27 protein-coding genes are annotated in these 24,918 nt (G+C 42.5%); 14 read left to right on the top strand and 13 right to left on the bottom strand.

The window, feature by feature from the left end; genetic code table 11:
• Positions 1 to 436 precede the first annotated feature (436 nt).
• Both DLD82_RS15280 and DLD82_RS15275 read left to right on the top strand, forming a co-directional pair.
• Entirely contained in the window at positions 437 to 1,096 is a 660-nt protein-coding gene (locus DLD82_RS15280; protein WP_181391467.1) for a TetR/AcrR family transcriptional regulator, read from the top strand.
• Positions 1,097 to 1,987: 891 nt separating this feature from the next.
• Positions 1,988 to 2,173, top strand: coding sequence for a KUP/HAK/KT family potassium transporter (locus DLD82_RS15275; protein ID WP_109941978.1), 186 nt, complete (start codon positions 1,988 to 1,990; stop codon positions 2,171 to 2,173).
• A 71-nt stretch (positions 2,174 to 2,244) separates the two neighbouring features.
• Here the strand turns inward: DLD82_RS15275 and ablB are convergent, their stop codons facing one another.
• The 3 genes from ablB to DLD82_RS15260 all read right to left on the bottom strand — a co-directional run bounded on the left by ablB (position 2,245) and on the right by DLD82_RS15260 (position 5,652).
• Entirely contained in the window at positions 2,245 to 3,084 is an 840-nt protein-coding gene (ablB, locus tag DLD82_RS15270) for a putative beta-lysine N-acetyltransferase (RefSeq protein WP_109941977.1), read from the bottom strand.
• A complete protein-coding gene (gene kamA, locus DLD82_RS15265) occupies positions 3,074 to 4,417 on the bottom strand; it encodes a lysine 2,3-aminomutase (protein ID WP_245920470.1) in 1,344 nt (447 codons plus the stop codon). The genes ablB and kamA overlap by 11 nt, the downstream gene beginning before the upstream one ends.
• A 68-nt stretch (positions 4,418 to 4,485) precedes the next feature.
• Entirely contained in the window at positions 4,486 to 5,652 is a 1,167-nt protein-coding gene (locus tag DLD82_RS15260) for a KamA family radical SAM protein (protein ID WP_245920469.1), read from the bottom strand.
• A gap of 244 nt (positions 5,653 to 5,896) precedes the next feature.
• On the opposite strand from DLD82_RS15260, the gene DLD82_RS15255 reads away from it, so the two are divergent.
• The 5 genes from DLD82_RS15255 to DLD82_RS15235 all read left to right on the top strand — a co-directional run bounded on the left by DLD82_RS15255 (position 5,897) and on the right by DLD82_RS15235 (position 11,002).
• Positions 5,897 to 7,768 carry a PAS domain S-box protein gene (locus DLD82_RS15255; RefSeq protein ID WP_109941975.1) on the top strand — a complete coding sequence of 624 codons (1,872 nt, stop codon included), beginning with the start codon at positions 5,897 to 5,899 and terminating at the stop codon, positions 7,766 to 7,768.
• A gap of 203 nt (positions 7,769 to 7,971) precedes the next feature.
• Entirely contained in the window at positions 7,972 to 8,979 is a 1,008-nt protein-coding gene (gene endA / locus DLD82_RS15250; RefSeq protein WP_109941974.1) for a tRNA-intron lyase, read from the top strand.
• Between the two features lie 7 nt (positions 8,980 to 8,986).
• The gene (locus tag DLD82_RS15245) at positions 8,987 to 10,255 is read left to right on the top strand and encodes a tryptophan--tRNA ligase (RefSeq protein ID WP_109941973.1); all 1,269 of its coding nucleotides are present in this window, start codon (positions 8,987 to 8,989) and stop codon (positions 10,253 to 10,255) included.
• A gap of 110 nt (positions 10,256 to 10,365) precedes the next feature.
• On the top strand, positions 10,366 to 10,668 hold the full coding sequence (locus DLD82_RS15240) for a nucleotidyltransferase family protein (protein ID WP_109941972.1): 303 nt from the start codon (positions 10,366 to 10,368) through the stop codon (positions 10,666 to 10,668).
• Positions 10,661 to 11,002, top strand: a complete 342-nt coding sequence (locus tag DLD82_RS15235) for a HepT-like ribonuclease domain-containing protein (RefSeq protein WP_181391466.1) — start codon at positions 10,661 to 10,663, stop codon at positions 11,000 to 11,002. Before DLD82_RS15240 ends, DLD82_RS15235 begins: the two co-directional genes overlap by 8 nt.
• A 29-nt stretch (positions 11,003 to 11,031) precedes the next feature.
• On the opposite strand, the gene DLD82_RS15230 is transcribed toward DLD82_RS15235, so the two are convergent.
• The 6 genes from DLD82_RS15230 to DLD82_RS15210 form a co-directional block, all read right to left on the bottom strand.
• Positions 11,032 to 11,355: a nucleotidyltransferase domain-containing protein gene (locus tag DLD82_RS15230; protein WP_219968477.1), complete on the bottom strand. Its 324-nt coding sequence runs from the start codon at positions 11,353 to 11,355 to the stop codon at positions 11,032 to 11,034.
• Positions 11,339 to 11,575, bottom strand: a complete 237-nt coding sequence (locus DLD82_RS15225; protein ID WP_281268018.1) for a nucleotidyltransferase substrate binding protein — start codon at positions 11,573 to 11,575, stop codon at positions 11,339 to 11,341. The genes DLD82_RS15230 and DLD82_RS15225 overlap by 17 nt, the downstream gene beginning before the upstream one ends.
• 108 nt (positions 11,576 to 11,683) lie before the next feature.
• Positions 11,684 to 11,818: a hypothetical protein gene (locus tag DLD82_RS19375; RefSeq protein WP_281268017.1), complete on the bottom strand. Its 135-nt coding sequence runs from the start codon at positions 11,816 to 11,818 to the stop codon at positions 11,684 to 11,686.
• Positions 11,811 to 12,221, bottom strand: a complete 411-nt coding sequence (locus DLD82_RS15220; protein WP_109941969.1) for a HEPN domain-containing protein — start codon at positions 12,219 to 12,221, stop codon at positions 11,811 to 11,813. Before DLD82_RS15220 ends, DLD82_RS19375 begins: the two co-directional genes overlap by 8 nt.
• Positions 12,218 to 12,553 (bottom strand): nucleotidyltransferase domain-containing protein, encoded by a 336-nt coding sequence (locus DLD82_RS15215; protein ID WP_109941968.1) that lies wholly within the window; start codon positions 12,551 to 12,553, stop codon positions 12,218 to 12,220. The genes DLD82_RS15220 and DLD82_RS15215 overlap by 4 nt, the downstream gene beginning before the upstream one ends.
• Before the next feature lie 104 nt (positions 12,554 to 12,657).
• The gene (locus DLD82_RS15210; protein WP_109941967.1) at positions 12,658 to 14,739 is read right to left on the bottom strand and encodes a NosD domain-containing protein; all 2,082 of its coding nucleotides are present in this window, start codon (positions 14,737 to 14,739) and stop codon (positions 12,658 to 12,660) included.
• A gap of 545 nt (positions 14,740 to 15,284) precedes the next feature.
• Here DLD82_RS15210 and DLD82_RS15200 point away from each other — a divergent pair.
• A complete protein-coding gene (locus DLD82_RS15200; RefSeq protein ID WP_109941994.1) occupies positions 15,285 to 15,509 on the top strand; it encodes a type II toxin-antitoxin system HicB family antitoxin in 225 nt (74 codons plus the stop codon).
• Between the two features lie 394 nt (positions 15,510 to 15,903).
• Positions 15,904 to 16,125, top strand: a complete 222-nt coding sequence (locus tag DLD82_RS15195; protein WP_109941965.1) for a hypothetical protein — start codon at positions 15,904 to 15,906, stop codon at positions 16,123 to 16,125.
• A gap of 7 nt (positions 16,126 to 16,132) precedes the next feature.
• On the opposite strand, the gene DLD82_RS15190 is transcribed toward DLD82_RS15195, so the two are convergent.
• Both DLD82_RS15190 and DLD82_RS15185 read right to left on the bottom strand, forming a co-directional pair.
• On the bottom strand, positions 16,133 to 16,387 hold the full coding sequence (locus DLD82_RS15190) for a hypothetical protein (RefSeq protein ID WP_109941964.1): 255 nt from the start codon (positions 16,385 to 16,387) through the stop codon (positions 16,133 to 16,135).
• Positions 16,388 to 16,390: 3 nt separating this feature from the next.
• On the bottom strand, positions 16,391 to 16,603 hold the full coding sequence (locus DLD82_RS15185; protein ID WP_109941963.1) for a hypothetical protein: 213 nt from the start codon (positions 16,601 to 16,603) through the stop codon (positions 16,391 to 16,393).
• 339 nt (positions 16,604 to 16,942) lie between these two features.
• On the opposite strand from DLD82_RS15185, the gene pheS reads away from it, so the two are divergent.
• The 5 genes from pheS (at position 16,943) to DLD82_RS15155 (ending at position 21,571) form a co-directional block, all read left to right on the top strand.
• Positions 16,943 to 18,376 (top strand): phenylalanine--tRNA ligase subunit alpha, encoded by a 1,434-nt coding sequence (pheS, locus tag DLD82_RS15175; RefSeq protein ID WP_109941961.1) that lies wholly within the window; start codon positions 16,943 to 16,945, stop codon positions 18,374 to 18,376.
• Positions 18,376 to 19,989: a phenylalanine--tRNA ligase subunit beta gene (gene pheT, locus DLD82_RS15170; protein WP_109941993.1), complete on the top strand. Its 1,614-nt coding sequence runs from the start codon at positions 18,376 to 18,378 to the stop codon at positions 19,987 to 19,989. Before pheS ends, pheT begins: the two co-directional genes overlap by 1 nt.
• Positions 19,990 to 20,049: 60 nt before the next feature.
• Positions 20,050 to 20,526 (top strand): acylphosphatase, encoded by a 477-nt coding sequence (locus tag DLD82_RS15165; protein WP_109941960.1) that lies wholly within the window; start codon positions 20,050 to 20,052, stop codon positions 20,524 to 20,526.
• Entirely contained in the window at positions 20,526 to 20,897 is a 372-nt protein-coding gene (locus DLD82_RS15160; protein WP_109941959.1) for a hypothetical protein, read from the top strand. The genes DLD82_RS15165 and DLD82_RS15160 overlap by 1 nt, the downstream gene beginning before the upstream one ends.
• A gap of 95 nt (positions 20,898 to 20,992) precedes the next feature.
• A complete protein-coding gene (locus DLD82_RS15155; RefSeq protein ID WP_109941958.1) occupies positions 20,993 to 21,571 on the top strand; it encodes a hypothetical protein in 579 nt (192 codons plus the stop codon).
• Here DLD82_RS15155 and DLD82_RS15150 read toward each other — a convergent pair.
• Together DLD82_RS15150 and DLD82_RS15145 are read right to left on the bottom strand one after the other, a co-directional pair.
• Entirely contained in the window at positions 21,553 to 22,599 is a 1,047-nt protein-coding gene (locus DLD82_RS15150; protein WP_109941957.1) for a response regulator, read from the bottom strand. The genes DLD82_RS15155 and DLD82_RS15150 overlap by 19 nt on opposite strands.
• A complete protein-coding gene (locus DLD82_RS15145; protein ID WP_109941956.1) occupies positions 22,596 to 24,890 on the bottom strand; it encodes a histidine kinase dimerization/phosphoacceptor domain -containing protein in 2,295 nt (764 codons plus the stop codon). Before DLD82_RS15145 ends, DLD82_RS15150 begins: the two co-directional genes overlap by 4 nt.
• Positions 24,891 to 24,918: the final 28 nt, after the last annotated feature.

The raw sequence follows: 24,918 nt of genomic DNA, 5'->3' as shown, positions 1-24,918 counted from the left end.
TTTACCATAAACCATATTTAAATTCAATAGTATAGAAAGTATTGCAACTAACTATAATTGCAATTACTTTCATTTTTTCTCCTGTGAGAAAATTAACCCAAGTTTAAAATTTAACTCAAGGTCAATAATGAGTATAGAATTTTAAATAGATATATCTTTTGAATATGGAGATGAGTGGTATCTATAAAAAAGATATTTTATCAGCAATCGTAGTCTCGTTGAATAGGTCTCATAAAAAATATTCTTTCAAAATCCTGGGGTGATATTGAGAATGAATGTAAGACCCACAGTCTGTTATTATGATGAGTAATCTACACAGAATTATTAGAGATATCTATTTTATGCTCTCTTTGTAAATCATAATAGTTGAATCAATAATGGGAACTTTTTTGAATAAGGTTGTGAAAGTGTAACATATGGATTGCGAGGATCAAATGTGTCAATAGCAGATAGGAAAAAAAGAGAGAAGGAAAAGAGACGCGAAGATATTTTGAATGCAGCAGAAAAATTATTTTTTTCTGGAGAGTATGATTCAATTACCATGAATAGCATAGCAGAGGAGGCTGAGGTGAACAAAGCTCTGCTCTATTATTATTTTAAAGATAAACAATCTCTTTTTTTATCAGTGGTTACCCGGGGTTCACGGATCCTTCTTCGGATGGTAAAAGAATCTGAAACACGAGAAGTTTTAGGGCTTGAAAAAATCAGTGCGATAGGAAAAGCATACTATCAATTTGCTCATGATTATCCTGATTATTATCGAATCGGATTATTTTTCCGGACAAGGGGATTTGATATCACAGCAATAACTGATAGTGAGTGTCTGACAGAATATAAAAAAATTGGTAATGAAATTGCTTCCCTCTCCATTTCTTCTATCGAATTGGGTATTCAGGATGGTACTATCCGCTCTGATTTGGATCCGGTAGAAATTTATGTTGTCCTATCCTGGATAGCAGATAATATTCCCACTATGCGACCTGCATTCACTGAGAAACTGGAAATCAGAGGAGTCACCAAAGAAAAATTTGTTCAGGATGTTTGGAATCTTCAGCGCCGAATGATTATGAACATCAGAATGAATGATAATAATTAAGGTTCTTTATGATAGTACCAGAAATCAATTGAATAATCTTGACTCTTTGTCATTTCATGTGAGATATTTGATTTAAGGTGGTTATAACGAAGGTAAAACATGTTCAAGATTTCATCATTGCGATACACTCTGGTAGTAGCCTAAAGTGTGTGAATCATATATGTCAGTCTTTTAACAATCCATTTTAAATGGCCAATTAAAATATTATTTATCCCGTAATCGTGGTTCAGAGTTCGTTCTGAATATATGGAATATAAGATCTAGTACAGTTTTTTAAATGGAAGTAATGAATAATTTTTTTTTGATGTCCACGATTGATAGTAAAAAGAAACCAGATTGTGATATCAATAAAAATTAGGAATGAGTTGATAAAAGACATTTTTGCAAGCATAGTCCAAGAATACTGAGGACTAAAATAAGTATATAATTAAACAGCGAATTCCAAGGCATATTCTGACTTCTAGCATAAATGCATAATGATGATAAACCCAGAATAACCATTCCCAGTAATCCAATGATCGAATAGCCGATTTGTGTATGTTTGTATTGCTTTTTTTTCCAGCATGATATGTGAATCATATATAAAAAATTCGACCAGTTTTTATAAAATAATCCTTCAGTGGAGTAAAAAACGCCGTAATCCTATCTCTTGAATTATTTATTACAATCATGTTATCTTATACCACCTTCTTTAAAAAATGAAAAGACATTTTTTCCTCCCTTCTTTATCCTACTTTATAGACAAACCTTATAGGATCACTCTACTACGGAACAGAGGAAGAAAGAAGTTCAGTTTATTGAATAAATCTTGTAATATCAGGCAGGATGAGTTATTAGTCTCCATATGGATACTGTAGAAAACTCGCAGCATTTTCTATTGAAACAGGATTTATGGTGTGTGTTGATATTGAATCGTTACTTCGTGAGAGGGGCATATTTGAGAAGACAATTTTTTACGGGATTGAGAATATTATAAGCGACCGGATGATCTGGAATCTATTTGGGTTGATGAAAAAGGCAGCCCCGCCTTTTGTCCAGTTTTATTCGCTCCCGCCTGAAAAAATTCACGGGTCGTAACCAGGTTTATTATGTAACTGGTATGATCCGGAAATATTTCATAAAATTGTTTTAAAAGAGAATAATCTATGTCAGGATAAAGCCTTATACCAGATATTCATACTCTCAAATTTTCCACAAATATTTGTATTTTTAATAAGTGTTCCCCCGTATTGGTAATCAAATCCGGAGAATAACCGATTTATCTGAAGAGGTTCAGCCCGGCAAATCGTAAAAGCAGTCTTAACTCCTCTGTCTCTCATTTCTTTCTCCATGAAAGAGAGGATTTTTTTTGACAAACCATATCCCCGGTACCTTGGATCTACTGCAAGGTCACTCATCTCGACTGAAGATGCATGAATATCAATCTCGCAGGAACCTGTAGCAATAATATTGCCAGACAACTTTGCCACGAAAAATGTAATTCCACAATTCATAACTTTTTTGAGATACACCGGATCATGAATTGGAAAAGGATAAGTCTCAAAGACCTGTTGATAGAGATTACAAATTGCAGGAATCTCTGAAGAATCTGCCATTTTGATTATAATATCTTTCGGCTCTTTTTTTTGAACTGATGGAAGGTTTTTTTCTTTGCAGGTTTGGATATTGCGCATTAATTTATCGTATGCATCTTCTTCTTCTCTTTTTGCGTCATAAAAGCGTGCCAGAAAAAGTGCATCTTCAACTCCCTGGTAATATCCCAAAATTTCTGCTTCAATTCGTGTATCCGGAGTATCAAAGTCTCTCCTTAATGAACGGGGTATTTTAAGGATAATTTTTTGATATGAGTAGATGTGTTGTAAAAAATGTATTCGTTCATTTACTCTGTCGGTATCTTCTGGATGGAGTGAAATAAGATATATCCGGTTATTGTAATATCCATGTTGAATCAGACTTTTTCCAACTGTTACGAGAAAATCACTCTCCATCCTGTCTCCGTGCAATCCGGTTTAAAACAGCCGGAAGGATAGTAATGCTGTTCTCATAATCTGATAGCAGTGCTTCTATACCCTGTGCCCTTTTCACCATAGTTTCCTGATCCTCAATGTGTTGAAGTCTGCATTTTTCACAATTGAGGTCACAGGTTATTCCCTGATAGTTGTCAGGTTCCTGATACGTGGTAAACATACCTTCATAATTTCGAAGCACAACCTTGTTGGAAGACCAGGAAACAAGATAATATGGCATTACCGGGATTTTTCCTCCTCCTCCGGGTGCATCTATTACATAGGTTGGAACAGCAAGTCCGGAGGTGTGACCAATAAGGCTCTCAATGATTTCGATTCCTTTCCCTACCGGAGTTCTGAAATGGGCAAGCCCTTCTGCAAGATCACATTGGAACAGGTAATATGGCCGTACCCGGTTTTTTACCAGTTCATGAACCAGTTTTCGCATAATTTCCGGGCAATCATTTACTCCGGCAAGTAATACAGATTGATTTCCGAGTGGAATACCTGCATCAGCAAGTTTTGCAAGTGCCTCACATGATTCAGTAGTAAACTCATGTGGATGGTTAAAATGAGTATTCAGCCAGAGCGGATGATATTTTTTGAGAATAGAAACAAGATTGTCAGTAATTCTGAATGGTAGAACAACAGGAACACGGGATCCGATCCTGATTATCTCAACATGAGGTATTTTTCGCAACCTCCGCAAGATAGTATCCAGTTCTTTATCTGAAAGCATCAGGGGATCTCCTCCTGATAGTAATACATCCCGGATTTCCGAGTGGGTTTCGATATATGAAAATGCTTCATCCAGTTCTTCTTTAAGAGGTGCTGATAATACCTGCCCAACTTTTCTTTTCCTTGTACAGTGCCGGCAGTACATGGCACAGGTATTGCTGATGAGGAATAACACCCTGTCCGGATATCTATGGGTAATCAGCGGACATGGGCTGTCGGCATCTTCTGATAAGGGATCGTGCAGGTCATAATTTTCAATAATCAGTTCTCCTGGTGAGGGAACTGCCTGTCTGAAAATGGGGTCATGTAGGGGGTCATCGGTGTTAATAAGTGAGAGGTAATAGGGGGTTATAGACATGGGGAAGATATCACATGTCTTAATCATATCCTCACGCTCGGATTTTGAAAGGTTCATTCCAAGCGTCTGTTCCAGAGTTGTGATATCTGTAATACTATGGCCGACCTGCCATTTCCAGTCCTTCCACTTCGCGTTGTTTTGTTGTACTGGTTCTGGTCCTGATGCAGGAATTGTCTCTACGTTTGTCATTGTTTTACAGATAAATTCTGATGTTTTCATCAGAACATGGAGATGTTCAAAATTCGTTCGGTTTTCAGACAACTCTCGTTTGAGGTCCCAAAAAAGATTTAATAAGAAGCTGTGCCCCCATATGAACGGGGGTCATGTTCAAAGAGCCATTCCCGTCCCGGAACATATCCCGGAGATAGCATTTCATAGTCATCAAACCACAGAGCCTCCGGATTTGAATAGGCTACCATGAATTTATCATAATTTTCAGGATTTGCTGCCTGGTGATATCTCATGAATACATTATGGTCATTCATGCCGACAACTTCTATTTTTCCCGTGCAATGTGACATGATAAACCGGGCTCTTTTCGCTAGGCCGGAGCATTGCTTAAAAGCTTCATGCATGGTCTTGTATGACTGTTCAACCGGAACCGAAAACACCTGGTTTCCAACCGTTGGCCTGCACTGGAAGACATAATAGGGTGACACTCCAAGAAATGAGAGTTTTCTGAATAACTCAATCATTACTTCCGGACTATCATTTACTCCTTTTATCACTGGCGTCTGATTGACAACTATTGCACCTGCTTTCTGAAGCATTGAAATTGCCTGTATTGAGAGGGGAGAAATTTCTGCCGGATGATTGAAATGAGCCATGATATAGATCTTCTTCTCATCTCCTGATGCTTCCTGAATCAGTGATATAAGATCTGGATCTTCTGTTATCCTTGCCGGATTATATGCAAGCATCTTTGATCCTATCCTGATTATCCCTACATGTTCAATCTCACGAAGTTCCCGAATTACCTTTGTCAGATGCTTTGTAGGAAGGATAAGAGGATCTCCACCGGATAGGAGGACATTGGTGATTTCCGGATGGTCCCTGATATATGACAGGGCCGGACCATAATCCCTGACCGTCTGTCTGGGAGAGTCCATAAAGAGCCGTTTTCTAAAACAAAATCTACAGATGCCCCCACAAACATCGGATAAAAGGAGCAAAGATGTTTGTGCATATTTATGCTGGAGGCCATGCTGGACAGTGTAGTTCTTTTCATTGGAGGGATCCTGACTGCCGGTCATGGAAAGTTCGCCGGGATTAGGGAAGATTATTCGTTTTATTGGGTCATCCGGATTATTCCAGTCTATTAATGAGAGATAATGTTTCGATGCCCTGAATGGAAATGTCGAAGTAACCTGAAGTAATCGTTCCTGCTCTGTTTTGTCAAGGGTCTGAAAGTAGGGAATCTGGGTAATGTCTGTAATATATGTTCCTTTCATCATTTTCACCTCCTGGTGGTCAACAATAAAGCCCGGGGCATTGATGAATACCCTGGTAGCAATTGAAGTCCGGGTAACTGGTCATAAAAAATCACATTTTTGCAAGACCCGGTTATTGAATAATTAGTAAAACTATTATTTATAATTTTGTAGATCTGATTAGCATTATCAATGAGTTCAATTCATTGGTATAGGATACCATTATATATCCTACAAACTGACTCTGTCTGTTTAATGGAGTTCTCTCTTGTCAACCGGGACTTATGAGGAAGAGGTTCATAGCCTGTTATGTTCTCACCGGGAAGGGCTGACTATTGAAGAAGTTTCACGGTTTTTGCATATTACCCGGACAACTGCAGCCCGTTATCTTGAATCTCTCTATCATGCGGGTCGTGCTGAAAGGAGATCCTTAGGTCCGGCGAAGATATATCGTGCTTCATTTCGTGTATCCAGCTCAGAAATTCTGACCATCCTTGATGAGGGTATTCTGATAACAGGTCCGGATGGGACTATAAGGGAGGTTAATCCATCATTTGGGATCCTGTTTTCTCTAACCTCTGAAGAATTGAAAGGGAAATCGGTTCTTTATTCCCCTCTTTCTGCATATTTTTCAGAGGAAATAACTGATACTCTTCTCCATCCACCTGATCAATCACTGAAGGGAATTATCCGGATACCCGGTCCTGAACAAGATCGGTTCCTTCATTATCGTATTTTTGCAATGCATTTACCTGATGGAGAAACCGGGACTGTGATGATTATTCTGGATCAGACCGAGGTTTATTCAAGCAAAGAAAAGGCTCGTTCTGTTGAATCTGAATATGAATATCAGATCTCACAGATTCATTCAGATCTTACCACAAATCTTGAAAAGGTAAAGAGTACTGTTCGGGAGGTATCAAGTCGTGAGCGGGTCATCCGTGACCTTCTTCAGAATGTCAGGGTTGTCATTCTGAAAGTAAATAGCGGAGGAAGGGTTGTTTATTGTAATTATTATGCTTCGGAAATTTTCCATATTCATGACGGAGAACAGGAAAGTCCGCCACTTCTCCATTCTCTCTTCCCGGTAACTGATGAGCATGGCGCCACAATATCACAAAAAATCAGTGATGTCAGGTCAGGTATTTCTGATTTTTCAAGCTGGGATTCTCCGCTGATTATTCAGAACCAGTTGACGTCCTCTATATATTCCTGGAACCTGATTCGACTTCGAAAAGGGAAGGTCGGATCACCCATGATCCTTGCAGGTTTTGATATCACCGAACTGATATTGCGTGAACGACAGGTTGTACAGTCACAAAAACAGATGGAATGGATACTGGATCACCTTCCGGATCCAACGTTTGCAGTGGATAAGAACAAGAGAATCATTCTCTGGAATAAGCAGCTTGAGGTGATGACCGGTCTTCAGTCAGAAGAGACGATTGGAAAACCAATTGAGCAGTTTGTTCCGGCAATATATGGGTATAGTCGTCCGGTGCTTGCTGACCTTATCTTTAACCGGTTTAATTCATCCATTGCTGCATTCTTTAACAATCTGGAACAGGAGGGAGAAGCTCTTACTGCAGAAACCCTCGCGTACCGGCAAGATGGGAGCAGTCGGATTTACTGGGTCAAAGTGACTCCCTATTATAATGAGTCAGGAGATGTTTCCGGTGCTATCCAGTCAATTCGTGACATCACGGTTTTTCGTGAGATAGAAGAGAAAATCCGCGATGAAGGAGCAATTCTGCGGGGTATTGCAGAACATGTCCTTGATGATATTCTGGTTATCAATCGTGCCGGTACTATTCTGTATGCAAATCCTTCTCTAGGTAGGTTGATTGGGATAAATCCTGAACATATCATCGGCAACCATATCAATGAAGCTCATGGGATCCGGAGAATCTTCCCCAGTTGCGATCAGTTTAAATCAGTCTTTATTACCGGAGTTCCCTTGCATGAACTCTTCACTATCAGTCACGAAGGTGTGGAAATGCTTATGGATGCCACATTTATCCCGGAGAAAGATGCAAACGGGCTGATATCTGCGATTCTCATCGTTCTGAAAAACGTGACCTCGCTTCGCGATGAGATAAATAATCTTGAGAACCGAAAAGCCGGATTTTTTGGTTCCTGATTTTTAACAAAAAATTTTAAAATTTTTCTAAATTCCCCTTTTTTTATAAATAAAAAATGTTTGAGATTGAATTTAAAATATATTGGAATAAATATTTTTCATTCCTTATGTATAGCATCATGATATTTACAATTCATGATTTGATAGTTTTCCCTCTTCAGCTCGGGGGTGTTTTATGATGCATAACTTCCAAATATTACGGCGTGAAGGCACGGATAGAAGATGAAAAAGTCCTGCTGGGGTCAGAGGGATATGCCCTTTATGAACAGAGTGGTTTTGGCAGGCCGCAAAAAGACGGGCTCAAGCTCTCTCCGGTAGAAGCACTCTATCTCGTGTACCGGGGAAGGATTGAGATCCCCGGATTGGATTTTGACTCACTGTTAGTCCGGTTCTCTCAGGATGCCCATATGATCCGGTCATTCCTGGTTTACCGGGACATCCGTGAACGTGGATATGTAGTCCAGACCGGTCCGCATGATTTCCGGGTATTTCGAAGGGGAGAAAAACCTGGAAAAGGTGAGTCACAATATATGGTCCGGGTGCTCTCGGAGCGTGACCTCATTGATTTTGCCGTGGTCCAGAGCGAGGTTAAGACTACTCTTAACATGAGAAAACAGCATGTTCTGGCGGTGGTTGATGATGAGTTTGAGATCACCTATTATGAGGTAAAAATCCAGAAACTGCCCGGCCTTGAAGAGTCTCCGGAACCTCTACCTGCCAGTGGAATTCTCTCAAGCATCTCCGCGATAATTTATGCAGGGGTTGATCTTGGGTATGATCAGGCATTTTATGGAAAACGATTCGATGATTCCAGGATTGTCTTAGCTACTGTTGAGGCTGCATATCTCATGAAACAGGGTCTGGTCACGATTGAGCAGGATGGAAACCTGCTTACTCCTGATGTATATTGTGCACTTATCGGGGAAAATGATCCTGAACTTGAGAAAAAGAATACGGTCTACAGTCACCTGCGATCACTGAACTATATTCCCAAGACCGGGTATAAATTCGGTCATCATTTCCGTGTATATTCAGGAAGAAAAATCCACTCAGAAATGCTTGTACAGGCTATCGGACAGGGAGAAACCCTTCCGATGAACAGTATTTCACGGTCGGTCCGGATGGCACACAGTGTCAAAAAGAAGATGTTATTTGCCGGTATACATGATGAGGGCATTGTCTTCATTGAATTTGCACGAATAAAACTTTAGAATCATCATGAATACTGAATCCGTTAACCCCTGGTCATCAGATCAGTCAGTCGATATCGAACGTCTCCATGTCGAGTTTGGCATCGAGCGTATTGAAACCGTGACAGACCTCCTCCCGGACATTCCTGATTTTATCAGAAGAGGGATTGTCTTTGGACACCGTGATTATCACCAGATTGCAAATGCCATCCGGAATAATGAGCCGTTTAATGTCATGACCGGGTTTATGCCGTCCGGCCATCCTCACCTCGGGCACCTGATGGTCATGAAAGAGGTTGTCTGGCATGTACAGCAGGGAGGCAGGGGGTACATCTGCATTGCTGACCGGGAAGCTCATGCAGTTCGAAACCTTTCCTGGGATGATTGCCGGATGTATGGTGATGAATATCTCTCCTGTCTGTTTGCTCTTGGATATCACGGAAATACCTACGAACAGAGCACAAACCGGGTTGTGCAGGACCTGGCGTTTGAAGCATCGGCAAAGGTGAACTTTTCAGAACTCTCTGCAATTTACGGTTTTACTCCTGATACTGATATTGGTCATGCAATGAGTGTTTTAACCCAGGTTGCAGATATCCTTCATCCCCAAGTGAATGATGATCCGGCTCCGACCATTGTTCCGGTAGGTCTGGACCAGGATCCACACATCCGGCTGACTCGGGGTGTGGCCCATAAACTTAGGATGTTCACGGTTGAAGATCGGAATACCCATGTGAGTGTCCGGTCGAAAGAGGCACCGGAAGAGGCCATGAAAGCGGTAAACAAGGCATTCAAAGGATCTAAGCGGTACGAAGGACATATTGATATTACCAATGTCCCGCTAGATGTTGTCAAAAAAACCGTCCGGGCGATTGAACGGACTCATGGCGGGTACGGGTTTGTTACGCCTTCTGCAACGTTTCATCGGTTCATGCCAGGGCTTACCGGTGGCAAGATGTCTTCAAGTGTTCCGGAGAGCATCATCGGATTTTTTGAGGATGACAAGACGGTCACAAAGAAAGTGATGTCTGCCCTTACCGGAGGAAGGATGACTCTTCAGGAACAGAAAGAACTCGGGGGAGAGCCGGATACCTGCCCGGTGTTCCTCCTGAATCTCTTCCACATGGTTCCGGAAGATGCAGAACTTGCTGAAATCCGTCGCCAGTGCAAGGCTGGGGAACTAATGTGCGGAAAATGCAAGAAAGATTCTGCAGCCCGGGTAACTGAATTTTTGAAAGAGTTCAGGGAAAAGAAGGCGGTTGCCGCAGAAAAGATCAGGTCTGAAAAAAATTGTTAATACCCAATTTTGTGACCTCATTTCCTGAGGCAATAGTTTTTCCTTTTTTTCTCCGGTCCTCTCTGTCATGTGAATGATACTCTGATTACCTGAAAGGTTCAATATGTGGTATGAACAGGGTTGATACCTGTGATGAAATTCGTGACATCATCAACCTTCATCGAAAAAATCTTCAAAAGAAATATCATATTACAAGAATTGGCATTTTTGGCTCCGCTGCAAGAAATGATTTGAAAGATACCAGTGATATTGACATTTTAGTTGAATTTGATCAATCAGTTGGTTTTTTTTTGATGTCACATTTACAAAATGAAATGCGTTTACTCCTTGGGAGAGATGTGGATCTCACCACACCAGGAGCACTTCACCCGCTTCTTCGCAGTTCAATTATGGAAGATATTGTGTATGTCTGAAAAAAGAAGCAGTGATATTTTTATTCATGACATCATTGAAGCTATTGAAAAGATTGAATCATATATTGCTGAATTTTCTTACGAGGAGTTTCTCTTAGATCAAAAAACACAGGATGCTGTTTTACGGAATTTAGAAATTATTGGTGAAGCAGCAAGGAGAATTGATCCGATTGTTCAGGCGCAAATACCAGACATTGACTGGAGTGGAATGATTGGAATGAGGAATTTCATATGTCATCAATACTTTCATACAGATTGGCAGATTGTCTGGGATACCTGTAATAATGAGATTATAGTGTTAAAACAGCAATTAACCAGGTATGGATATGGTTAATATTGTATAGACATATTCTGTTTTTTCGGTTACTTGTTCGAATAAATTATTTTTCCAACCCTGTTGATATGTGAAATGAGATCCTGGTTATTCACTTGTTTGAGGAGGATTAGGTCAAAAAAATTTGGGAGATTGAGTTCGTCAATCATGCCCATTAACCTGAGTTGATCCTGAATAGTCAGTTCCTCTCCGTCAAGGGCAATGTCAATATCAGAACCCGGGCGATGGGTTCCCATGGCACGTGATCCAAAGAGAATTGCTTTTTTCAGCCGGGGACAGGAGGCAAATACCTGCTGTATCCGGATTATATCATCCTGGGACAGCCCACAATCTGTATTAGTCTTTGTTTGCAAGGTGACTCATTTTCTCCTGAAATTCTACAAACAAAGGGAAATACTCACCGGCTATCTGTTCCAATATATTCTCAACAGTCTCCTCATCATCGGTATGTGAAGTAAGGTTACGACTGTCTGTCATTGCCATCCAGGTTTTTCCATCTGAAATGAGTCCGAGAGAGAAAGCCTGGCGAATTGCGTCCCGAGAGCCCATAACTTCCGTATTACCCTGATAAATGACGTATGTCTCTGTATCAATTCATTCATACAGGTTCTTGCAGATGAATGGTCGATATCATTCTCATTAAAAAGGGCATAGAGAGCACTCGTATCAACAAAGATACTATCACGCTTTGTCATAGAGATACTCGTCATGATTCCGCCCGTTAATACGGGGTGTTTTTATTGATCCAACGAGTTTCCAAAATGATGAATCTGGTGAGATTATTCCTTTTTGCTCTTTCATTGTCGGGCTAGTCAATGAATCCACCTTTAGACAATCGCGATTTCACGAAATCTTTTACATATTCAGCTTTATCTATCGCATTTCTGGCTTCTTCTCTGTTTGGAATATAGAAGTCGTCAGCATAACGAATTTCTATAGCATAATCTGTAAGTTCATCGATCTCTTTTTCAATTAATTTTTCAAAAGATCCGTCTATCGATATACAGTCCTTGATCAGTCTGATTAGAGCATGAGTTCTTGGAATCTCCTTTCCATGAAAGACGAGGTATGCTTTTAGATATTTCTCCACAGTTTGCTGTGCATGAAAGCAAACTGTGTCAAATGCTCCATCCTCATGATCTATCTCATGATTTGCAGCTTTCAGATCGTTATCAGCTTTGTGGCACCAATGCGTGACCGTTTTAAACCGGTCTGTCATATCGCAATACCATCTCGAAGTGCATAGTAAGAAATTCGCCCGGTGTCAGTTTTTCCTGATATCATGTCTTCTTTTGGTACCACAACAAGATCTACATCTATATCATAGGCGAAGATGAACTTTTTTCTTATTTCTGAAGTAATTTTTCGTTTCAATGAATGATTAATTCTATTTGTAGTGACGATGAGAAAATCCCAATCACTATCCGCCCTGGTATTTCCTGATACACGGCTCCCAAAAAGGATAATGGAATCAATTGATGTTTCATGGGATGAAAACACATCCCTGATAATGTCTGCCAGTATTTCATGGGATACCGGGATCGGTTTCATGTCTATATGTATATGTTCAATACTAAATGAAATTTTTAGTGAAAAAGTGAAATTTGTGGCCGCATATTAGTTTTGATTATTAAATCGTGATTCTATTCCAGTCCTTACCCCATTGTCACCGTTACGGTTCCATCCTCACCGACCACAACAGTGAATTGAACTTTATCCCCTACGGTAATCCGTACCTCTTCTCCGGTATCCGGATCCTCTGTCACCATGACCGGACTGAAGATGTACGTATATGTTCCTGGTTCGGTTGGGATCAATAGAGGATAATTCAGGATAAATTTCCCGTCAACATATTCAACGGGTTGTTCTCCGATTGGTTCTGCACGTTCATTCACCGGAACAAGAATAATTCTGGCTGACGGTGAGAGTGGTAATGTCCCGATATTTTCAAGGGTAAGAATAAGATTCGTCGTAGTGCCCGGAGAAGCGGGATTTCCTACAGAGGCAGCGGTGAGGACTACGTTTATCCGAGGTGTATCTGATGATCCTGAGCCTGGATTATTGGTATTCTGGTTTGTTGCAGAGTCGGTATCCTGGTTCTGTGACGGGCTTGGATTGGGATTTGGTGCAGGTGTTTTCACCAGTGGTTTGTTGTCATACACTCCATTGGCGATCTCATACGGGTCATCGGTATATCCACGGGAATCTCTTGCATGGGTATCTGACCAGCCGGTCCCGGTCGGGTCGCTCCAATAGTTTCCGGCGATGTTCGAGCCGCCGACAATGTTTGTTCCGGGAGTGGGTCCTGAGGGGTTGGTCCAGGTGTAGGCACTGATATCAGGGTCATCAGAGGTATCAACATTTTGTGTATTTGCGAAATAATTATTGTAGATATGACCATTTCCACTTCCGCCCTGATCTTCAAACATAATACCTCTCGGATTGTTCTGAACCGTATTTCCGGTTATCGTAACGCCCGTTTCGCTGTCAGTCAAATAGATACCCCCGTAAATATTGTCCGATATAGTATTGTCTCGTATGGTAGAACCCTCACCATAGGACATAATTCCTCCTTCATTTCTTTGTAGGGTATTTCCTGATATAGTTGCAGAGATTGCATCCGTGTTAATTCCAGATGCCCCGGGATTATCGGTGACTGTGTTGCCGATTACATTCGGTTGTGATCCTATTACAAAGATTCCATCCCCGTTGGGGTGTGTTCCCTGAACTAAGTTATCAGAGATCGTTACTGTATCCCCACCAGAATAGATACCAGCATTAACATTACCGGTTGCTTTGTTGCCGGTGATAACAACATTATCACCATATGACTCAATCCCTCTGTTGAAATCAGTGATACCTGAGTGGTCACTTAATGCGTTACTCCCATCAAAATTCTTTACAGTGGTTCCGTCCGCTTCACTGGTGAGAGAGATCCCTCCAGAAGATCCGGCAGATCCGGTCTTGATAACACTGAATCCATTTCCATCCAGGGTGACTCCGGATGTCTGAATCTGGATCGCAAAATCATTAGCTGAACTGTGAAGATCCTCCCGAAGATAATATTGTCCTGCATTATCACCCTGGCCGGTTATCGTAATCTGACCATCACTGTAAGTTCCGGTGAAGGTGTAACCATTTCCTCCACCGGGCGTTAATTCTGTTCCGGTTGCGGTGATATGAACCGTCCCAAGAGTAACCACTCCGGTACCAGCACCCGGATCTGAAGTCCCCGACTCTGCCAGGGGATCAGGTGCTCCGGTGTCAGGGGAAGTGGTCATGCTCTTCATGAGAACAGGAGGTTCAGGCGATAAAGTCTCAAAAATCTCTGAAGATTCACCATCGCTCCCTTCATCTTCTCCTGTACCCTCAGAATCTTCATCCCCTGCATTTTCATCCGGTGTATCTTCTTCGTTTGTTCCAGATCCTTCAGGCTGCTGAGAATCAGTTCCGGGATCATCACCTGTGTTATCGGTTTCTTCATCCTCTGTATTTTCATCCGGCGTATTCTCTTCGTTCGTTCCAGATCCTTCAGGCTGCTGAGAATCAGTTCCGGGATCATCACCGACGCCAGAATCTCCGTCACCGGCTGGCTGCTGTGGAGATGTTTCGCTGTCAATCACTCCGCTGTCAGACGGTTCTGTGATATTTCCATCTCCAAAAGCGGGAATTATGAGCAGTGCTGTTACCAGTACACATACGATTATAGTTTTAAGCAATTCGGGTGTTTTCATCATAACCTCTCTGAATTTTTTAGTATGCCCTGTGTTTTTTCCAGATCCAAATAATGTATCAGATGTTGTAGGTGTGTGGAAACCTGCCTTGAATTTCGGGAATGTTGTGGATTGTCCGGAATAACAAACCGAAATCCCCAAAGAATCGGAGAGATCAAAAAAAGCATACCATCAACTGGAGGGAATGGCCCTTTTATAAAAATCAGGATAAATCTAGTAATTCCTGGTACCAGAACGCCTCTCAAAAGTGCCCATCCTCCAAAGACCTCCGAAACATTCACGTCTCCCGGAGGGTCATGATGCCTAAACATAATTTTAGGCATTTTCTTCACATCGAAAATCTTTCGAGTGAATGGAGATATGGAGAGGAATCGTGAATATCATGAGATCGATAATAATAATGTTTCACTCATGTTAATAAAAAAATCGATTTGACCTAGTAAATAGGCAGTCTGATATGGCCGATCATATGGAGAAAAGTATCTGAAAATCCATGAATAGTTATCTATATTCTTTAAGAGGTGCAATTATTGTTCTATAGTGGTGTTATGCAATACACAATTTTCATAATGCCTCAGGAAGAAGGTGGCTACACCGTTCAATGTCTTGAATTACCTGGAGCGATAAGCCAGGGAGAAACTGTTGAGGAGGCTCTGGATAACATTAAAGAAGCGATTGAACTTCTTCTCGATGTACTACAGGATGATTTAAGAGATAAGCTTGCTCTATCAACGACTCAGGTAGCCCGGATAGAGATTGCAAATGTCTCATAAACTCCCGGTTTTATCCGGAAGGGAATTGATAAAAATTCTCTGTCATCATGGAGCAGTTGTCAGGCGTACTCGTGGGTGATCATGTCATTTTGCAGCGAGGGGATCAATCATTTGCTGTTCCCCTTCATCATGAACAAAAAAGGAACCTTACTCTCTATTTTGAAGTAGGCGAATCTCAATCTGGAGATTTTGAAAGCTGAAATCATTTTAATAATTATCTAGATAAGGTTAAGGACTATGAATATGAACAATATCTCATATAAAAAATTCCAATTCAGTACAATAAACATACATACCACCACCTGATTCAACAAAGAGTAACAGGCGATTAAGAGAACCACTTGGATCTGGTGGACACACTATCCAGTTCGTTCGTAAATAAGCGGGAGATTTTATGACTATCACCAGGAAGTTTAGAGATGCATTAACCTGCGTTCCCATGAATGATTCAGACCGTGAGCGGCTAACAGTCAGAATGTCTCCGGGTAGTAGAAAAATATTGGAGGAGATAAAATGGAGTGAACGGGGTTTTGTTCCCTCCTTTGAGCATACTGACAAAATACTGATGGAAGCAGCCCGCCGGACGTACCAGACTCTTGTTTTGTCTGACAGATGAGGGATTTTTACTTTTTTGCAGGCATAGGTGGATTTCCTTTTCTCCGGGTAGATAGAGAACGAGCCTTTTCAATCATGTGAAGATATTGCTCACGGGTTAGGGGGAAATTTTTTCTGTTTGAAAAGAGTGAGTCAATAAAATCACACTGTTCTTTACTCCAGATCTCATTTGGAACAGAATTTACCCACTCTACGGACTTTTTTACAAACCATATCCGTTCTTTTCGAAGGTTATCACGAAATGAATTATCTGGGGGGATCATAGGTTACTCCAAAAGTTTTACAGAAATCTTCCAGAAGATAACATTAACATCCTCTGTACTCCTTGTCCTGCCAAAAAGTATTGCAACATACCCGCTAACGATAACATAGGTTGAATATCTGGTGAGAATATCAAGAACATCACAGACAAAATGGTCAAGCTTAGAAAGATAACGGCCATCAAGAACAAGATTATCACCGTCCTTTCTCATTGCCATAATACCTCTTACCTGCAATAAATCAAAAGTGTTCCTTCTGCCGGATCATAATGGGTTTTCAGTTATTCCGTTACTCGTTGCTTTCGATCCCGATCTTATAAATACTAATCACAGGTAACAGTACAGCAGACTTATGAGCAATACCGGATCATTCTTTCCATTCTTTTCCTGCTCATTCTTTTCGTTTAGGTAGGGGTCTGGACATTTCCCGGGCCCCTGTAATAATCGATTACTGTTACCGAAGGTTATCAGGAGATTTACAACTATGCAAAACATAAAAATGACAAAAAAACCTGCAAACATTTTAAAACAAAATACCGGACGATATCAGGAGATACCATGCAATTAACCCTGAATGAAAAACGACTGCTTCTTGAGCTGGTAAAATGCGGCACAACAACTCCGGAAGAGATGGGAGTTATCCTTGACCGTCCGGCTGATTCAGTCGTCCAGTACGGGGGACTCTTATCACAAAAAGATCTTGCAACTGTTGAGCGGAATGTTACGACAACATTATCCCTGACTGAAGAAGGCACCAGGTATCTAAGTGAAGGACTACCTGAACGCCAGCTCTATAACAGTTTTGGAGACTCTTCATCCATGGCCGATCTGAATAAACATCCCCATGCAAAAATCGGGCTTGGCTGGATGAAGCGTCTTGGCTGGGTAAAAATAGAATCCGGAAACGTCATCAAGACCGGGGACGCTTCTCTTTCATCACTTGAAATACATGTAAAGAACCTTGACAATGCACCGGCTGACATCAAGAAAGAACTGATAAAGCGTGGCCTTGCAACCGAAGAAGAATCTGTCAGGTATGTCATCAGCATAACTGAGCTGGGCCAAAAACTGGCTGCAGCCGGTATAGACCTGTCCGAAGAGACCGGAACACTCACCGCCGACCAGATAAGTTCCGGTGCATGGAAAGACCTGACCCTTCGCCGGTATGATATCAACAAACACCCAAGGCCGGTCTGGCCGGGAAAAATCCACCCCTATCAGCGGATGATTGACGAAATGCGTCGGATTCTCCTTGACATGGGATTCACCGAGCTTCATGGAAGCATTGTGCAGGGAGCATTCTGGAACTTTGATGCCCTGTTCCAGCCACAGGATCATCCGGCCAGAGAAATGCAGGATACCTTCCACCTTGCCGGAAAACAGGATCTTCCCGAGGGTTGGGAGAAAGTCAGGGACATGCATGAGACCGGGGGAAATACCTCCTCTACCGGATGGGGAGGAAAGTGGGACCCGGAAAAAGCAAAGGCAACCGTGCTCCGGACACATACCACCAGTCTTTCAATCCAGCACCTTGCTGCTCATCCAAAACCTCCGGTCAAGGCGTTTTGTATCGGACGGGTATACCGGAGAGAGGCAATAGATCCCACTCACCTCCCTGAGTTTGAACAACTTGAAGGAATAGTAATGGACGATAATGTAACCTTCCGGAACCTGCTTGGATTTTTAAAAGAATTTTACACCCGTATGGGTTTTGAATCGGTCAGGTTCAGGCCCGGTTACTTCCCGTACACTGAACCAAGTGTTGAACCTGAAGTATACATCGAGGAACTTGGATGGGTAGAACTTGGAGGAGCCGGAATTTTCCGGGAAGAAGTAACGGCGCCCTGGGGAATTACCTGTCCGGTCCTTGCCTGGGGACTTGGTGTCTCACGGGTTGCCATGCTCCGGATGGGCCTTACCGACCTTCGCCAGTTATACCAGAGTGATATTGACTGGGTCAGACAGATGCCGACTCATGGAGGGAGATGCTGATGCCGGTTGTGTCACTTCCCTACAAGTATCTTGAACGTCTGTGCGGTACCGACCGGAAGACCATCATCGAACACCTCCCCATGATCGGTTCAGATATCGAGCGTATCCTTGAGGAACAGGTTGATGTTGAGTTCTTCCCGTCCAGGGTTGATCTTTACTCTACCGAAGGAGTCGCCCGGGCAATGAGGGGATTTCTGGGCCTTGAAACCGGAGAAGAGATCTATCCGGTCAGTCCCTCCTCCATCTCCTTTACGGTGGATCCAAACCTGAAAGAAGTCAGGCCATACATTGGATCAGCGGTAATCCGGGATGTACACCTTGACAATGAGGCAATCATCAGTCTCATGGGTGTCCAGGAAGCATTGCACTGGGTGGTTGGCCGTGGCCGGGCAAAAGTTGCCATCGGTGTCCATGACCTTGATAAGGTAACTCCTCCCTTCAGGTATTACGGTGCCCCGGTATCACGGTCTTTTGTTCCGCTTGACTTTGACCGGGAGATGACCCTTGCGGAGATCATGGAAGAGCACCCAAAAGGCCGGGACTATGCTCATATCGTAAAAGATAAGCCGGTCATGCCTCTTATCGAGGATGCAAACGGCAATGTGCTCTCATTCCCCCCGATTATCAATGGTGAACTGACAAGAGTGACCGAAGCATCAAGAAATCTGCTCCTTGATGTGACCGGAACCGATGAGCGTGCAGTCATGACTGCTCTTAAGGTACTCTGCACGACGCTCATCACCGCCGGAGGAAAATGTGAGAGCGTATCCATTAACGGAGTAATCATGCCTGACCTCTCCCCTGAAACCAGGGAAGTAAAGGTATCATCCTGTAACAAACTCCTGGGTACCTCCCTTTCCGCCGAAGAAATGGCTGAAATCCTCAGAAAGATGCGGTTTGGTGCTGAAAAGTCCGGTGATAATTCTGTCTCCATTCGGATACCCTGTTACCGTGCTGACATCATGCACGAATGGGATGTCTATGAGGATGTAGCCATTGGGGCAGGATTTGGATCGCTTAATGCTGCCCTTCCGACGACCTTTGCAGCCGGATGTGAGCATCCCATCATGAAACACGCATCGGCTATCCGTGATATCTGCTGTGGGCTTGGGTATCTTGAGGTCATGCCGTTTACCCTCTCAAACGAAGATGTCATGTATACCCGGATGCAGCGAAATCCGGATCCAAATGCACTCCGGGTCCTCCACCCGATTTCAGAAGAGCAGACTCTGGTAAGGACAGACCTCCTGCCCCTTCTCCTTGATCTCCTGCGAATGAACAAGCGGCGTGAACTCCCTCAGCGGATCTTCCACACCGGAGATGTGGTTCTGGAAATGCAGACATACCAGAAACTTGCGTTAGCTTCAACCCATCCGGGTGCGGATTTTTCTGAGGCATATGCAACCACCGATGCTCTCATGAGAGAACTTGGAATCTCTTATACTCCACGTGAAAGCAGCGATCCGGCATTCATACACGGCCGGTCAGCAGACATCATGGTTGACGGGAAAAAAGTAGGAGTCTTTGGAGAAATTCACCCCGGAGTCCTGAATGGATTTGATATCGATCAGCCGGCAATGGGAATTGAACTGGATCTCCACCTCATTTTTTGACTATGAGAGTATCGAAATCTTAAACCCGTTTCCCGTCTCAGCATAGGACAACCATAGCCTATGCAGAAACGATTAACTATTCTTGTAACCGGGCGTGTCCAACGAGTCGGGTTTCGGGGATTTGCCCGGCTGGTTGCCAACCGGTACGGTGTTTTCGGGTATGCTGAAAATCTTCCGGATGGGTCAGTCAGGATCGTGGCCGAAGGTGAAGAGGAGATGCTATCCCGGTTTTGTGAAGATTTGAAAGCAGAGGATGAACCACTCATCTCTGTTGAATCGATGAATATTACCGAGACTGAATTTCATGGTGACCTTACTCACTTTGAACCACATTTTGGAGATTTCCAAAAAGAAATGTTTTATCGGTCTGAGCTTGGTCTTGAGTATCTAAAAGAAATGGTCAAGCTACAGAAACGAAGCCTGAAGATGCAGGAAGAGATGGTCTCGGCACTTCGGGATATGAAAAAAGAGTCAAAAAAGAGACGTGAAGTCCTGGAACGGGTTATTGAAGCAATACATACGCAGGGGGTTGGATAATGAAAGAAAAAAAACCAGAATTTCCGGTAACCATAGCAAACCTGAAACCCGGGATAAAAGCAGACATACGGGCACTTGAACAGATATCACTTCGGGAACGTTGTGAGGTCATCGTATATTTTGAAGAGGACCTTGCCAGGAATTCCAGTTACGAAAAAGATCTGAAAGAATTTAGCAGTTTTGAGGAACATGAAAGACCATTCATTATCCTCGAATCTTTTTTAAAGTTCCAACGTGAGATGAACCCTATCTTTAATGAAGCCCTTGATCAGATTCCTCTTGGTATCACCATCATCAGGACCGAACCAACCGGAGAATATGTCCGGGTTATTGGGCTTTTACCCTTCCTAGATGAGATGGATATGTCCTGATTAAATAATAAACTCTATTCTGCTATATATCTCAGAGAAATTTTTTTTTTGAACAGATACGAATATCTTCATGCCGGAACAAGGATCTTATTAGTATGGCAGTGAACATTGGACGAGGTGTCAATTCAGATTTCAGGGAACAGTTCATGACACTGAAAGTAATGTCCAGCAATATTAAGTCCCAGGAACAGTTTCTTATGATGGTTGAGAGGCAGGATATTATTCCGGATATGGCCCGAAGGCTGTCAAGAGAGGCTGTAGGTTCTGACCTCCAATCAAACAAACGTGTTCTTCTGGATTTTTTGTACAACATGCTTGCCAGATCAGAAAATCAGGATCTAAATCTTGATGTGGAATTCCATTATATCATGATTGGTAAGGAATTTTTAGAGGTTGATAAAAGTATTCTCTGGATGGAGGATATTGAACTGCCAATCCCTTATGAAATCGGTGATAAACTGGGAAAGGTTATGGTGGGAGAAGATACCACCGAACCTGTAAAAAAAATCCTGGCTTTTTACAAAGCTGCAGAAGCCAGGTTTGATCGTGAACATTTTGGAAATCTTGACCGATGTTCACTGCTCATTCTGGAAGAGCATTATCCGCAAGTCTCATGGCATATCAGGATGAGACTGCCAGCCAAGATCCTAAATGATTACCCGGTCAGTATCTGACCGCTTTTCTTTTCTGTCTGTCCGGGATAAGAGATATTTCTTATCTCTCCCAGGTTTTTAAGGACTTCATCTGCCCTGGTGACTATCTGGTGGAGACGATATGTCTCTTCTGATGACGCCAGGAAACGGATCTCCTTGATTGTGTCAATTGCTTCTTCAAGGAGGTTTCCTGAAGAATCAGAAATTCCCGGCCCTCCCGCAGGTCCGGCTTCACTGGGCAGAATGATACCGGCGATAAAATGGAGCACTCCTTTCTCCATGATCGGGAGCATGTCAATCCTGAACCGGTGGGGAGCTCCTTTTACCTGAATCGGGCCGTTGATTGAGAAACGTTTTCCCTCTTTGAACCGGTCTTTTCCCGAAACCCATACTTTTTTGCACAATTCCGGGAGGTCATCAATGGTCCCGGCCTGCATATCGGACTGTCCGGTAACCACCCGGTAAAAACTTCTGAATGCCCCGTTAGTATAAGCGATTGTTCCGTTGGTTGTGAGGAGGATGACCGGATGCGGCAGGGCCTGTACCGCAAGTATGCCAAGACGCAAATCCGGAGGGCGTCCGGTCTGCTGTGCTGGGGGAGATGGTGGCTGATATCTCTTTTCCGGTTCTTTTTCCGGCTGTTCAGGTTCGGGTCTTGCGGTAGTGGTTTTATAGAGTTTATGCTTATGAGCCACCATCTCAATATTGCTGTATAACTCACGTTCCTTGAATGGCTTTATGAGGTATCCGAATGGTCCGGACTCAACCGCACGCTTGATAGTATCTTCATCTGAATGAGCTGTCAGGTAAATGCTAGGGATATTAAGTTGTTTATATATCTCCTGTGCCGTTTCAATCCCGTCCATATCTCCCTGGATACGGATATCCATCAGGATGAGGTCCGGATGCTTGGTTTTTGCAATCTCGATTGCTTCCAACCCGTCAAAGGCACTCCCTACAACCTCATATCCCAGTTCTTTCAGGGTTTTTTCAAGCATTACGGAGGTCACTGCCTCATCTTCCACAATCAGGATTCTCCGGGGACTCATACTTTTATCCTCCCTTCTCCTGTTTTGGGGAAAATTACCGAAATACTTGTTCCATGTTCTCCGGAAATGGCAAGTTTACCCCGGAGCTGGTGTGTCAGTTGTGAAGTCAGTTCCATCCCCAATGACTGAGACTTTCTCACATCAAAATCACTGGGAAGTCCACGCCCGTTATCCTCGACCCGCATATGATATGTTCGTTCATTCTGTGTAAATGAAATCCGAATCTCCCCCAACTTATCTGGGTCAAAGGCATATTTTACTGCATTCATAATCAGCTCATTCAATATCAGACCACAGGGGATACACCGTTCAATATCAAGATAGATATCTGGATCTGTTTCCACAATGAACTGCAGGCGCATGGATATCCCCTCATATTCATGTTTAAAATGATCAACGAGTTTGCTTATATATTCTTCTAACCTGATTCTTCCAATATCCTTTGAATTATATAATAATTCATGGATAGATGCCATACTATAGACCTGGTTTCTGCACTCTTGGATGATCTCCTGTGCTCTTGGATCAGTTATCCGGAGTGATTGAAGTTTTAATATCCCCGATATAATCTGAAGATTATTTTTAACTCTGTGGTGAATTTCCTTAAAAAGGAGTTCTTTCTCGTGTAATGACGAAATAATCTGTTGTTCTGTTTTAACCCTGCTGGTTACATCATTATAGATCAGAAAAATTTCCATACTCTGTTTTTCTGATCCGATCGGTGCAATATTCAAAAAAATATCAAAAAAGCGGATACCATATGGATATGTAATTTTACATTTTACCAGGGTACGTGATTGTTTATCCTGAAGCATTCCGGATAGTGCTTCATGAAATGTCGGATCTGCATCGCTAAAAATAGATTCAAAGGACTTTCCGATCAGCTCCTCCTTTTTTTTCCTCTCAATCTCTTCGGCAGCATTATTGATATCAACAAGAGTGGTAGATTGGATGGTTCCTTCACTTCGAAAGATTGCACAACCGGCATTCATGAGCATAAAAAGAGTTTTCAGGCGGGTATGGAACATTCTGACCTGATCATCAAGGAGTTTCTGTCTGGTAATATCCATGATGATTCCTTCAATGCCGATAAGGCTACCTTCATCATCATATATCCCGGTTCCCTGTTCAAGAACCCATCTGAATTTTTTTTCCTTTGTGGTAATTCGGTATGTCAGTCTGAACATGACATTTTTTTCAATGGCACGGGTGATCACTTCAGGAATATGGACTCTGTCCTGCTGATGAATAAGAGATCCCCATGAACAAACCGAATTTTGAATTATTTCCTCAGGAAAATAACCGGTAAGGGTCAAAACGGCATCACTTACAAACTCCATCGTCCGGTTTTCATCAATATGACCCTGATAGACCATACCCGGCAGATTGCCAATCATGGCTTTCATCCGGTTTTCACTTTTCTTCAACGCTTCTTCGGCCTGGCGATCAGAAATATACCCGGCAATCTGAACAGAAATATCTGTTACAAACCGCTGAATGGATAAATCAAAGGTATCATGTTTCTGGTATGAAAAAACATGTGCTGCACCTATTATCCTGCCATGGTGGTGCATGCCGATACAAATATCGGAAAATACAGAATCCTGTTCAAGCAGGGAAGGGGTTGTTTTTCGTATCTCGTTCTCATCCCTGAATGCCGGACTCTGCTGTGTGATAATTGACGTAATAAATGAACGAATCTCCTCTTGAATATTGTCTGATATATATTCCTGTCTGTTTCCGCTGGCTGATTCGAGAATTAGTTCTCCATCGGTATAAAGATATATTGCGACTCCGTTCATTCCGGCAACATCAAGAATTGCGCGAGTACATACAAGTAGTGTCTCTTCAAGACTTTTGGCATTTGCATTGGCAAGAGCTAGATCACGCTGAATTTTTAAATTTTTTTCTGCCCTGTATAATTCAACAGAGTTCGTTACTGCATGGGCTAGTTCTGCAAACACAACCTGGGGTAAATTCTCCTTTTCAACATAGGAATTTGCCCCGTATTTCATCGCCTCTATGGCTATCTCTTCTTTTTCATGAATCGTGAAAAGAATAAAGGGAATCGAATTATTAATCTCACGAATTTTACGAAGAAATGTGATCCCATCCATCTCCGGCATCGAATAATCTGAGATGATGGCATCTACCGGTTGGTTTTTAAAGATTTCAAGAGCTTCTTCCCCTGAAGGAGCAGTTATTGTTAAAAACCCGTATTTCTGTTCCAGTATCCGCATTTCAAGATCAAGAAGATCGGGTTCATCATCAACCAGCAGGATACGTATCATATCGTTCTTTCAATTGAGCTATGCTTTC

Source organism: Methanospirillum stamsii, assembly GCF_003173335.1.
Classification (GTDB): domain Archaea; phylum Halobacteriota; class Methanomicrobia; order Methanomicrobiales; family Methanospirillaceae; genus Methanospirillum; species Methanospirillum stamsii.
The sequence above is the reverse complement of the archived record's forward strand: the minus strand, read 5'-3'. Positions and strand labels throughout refer to the sequence as shown.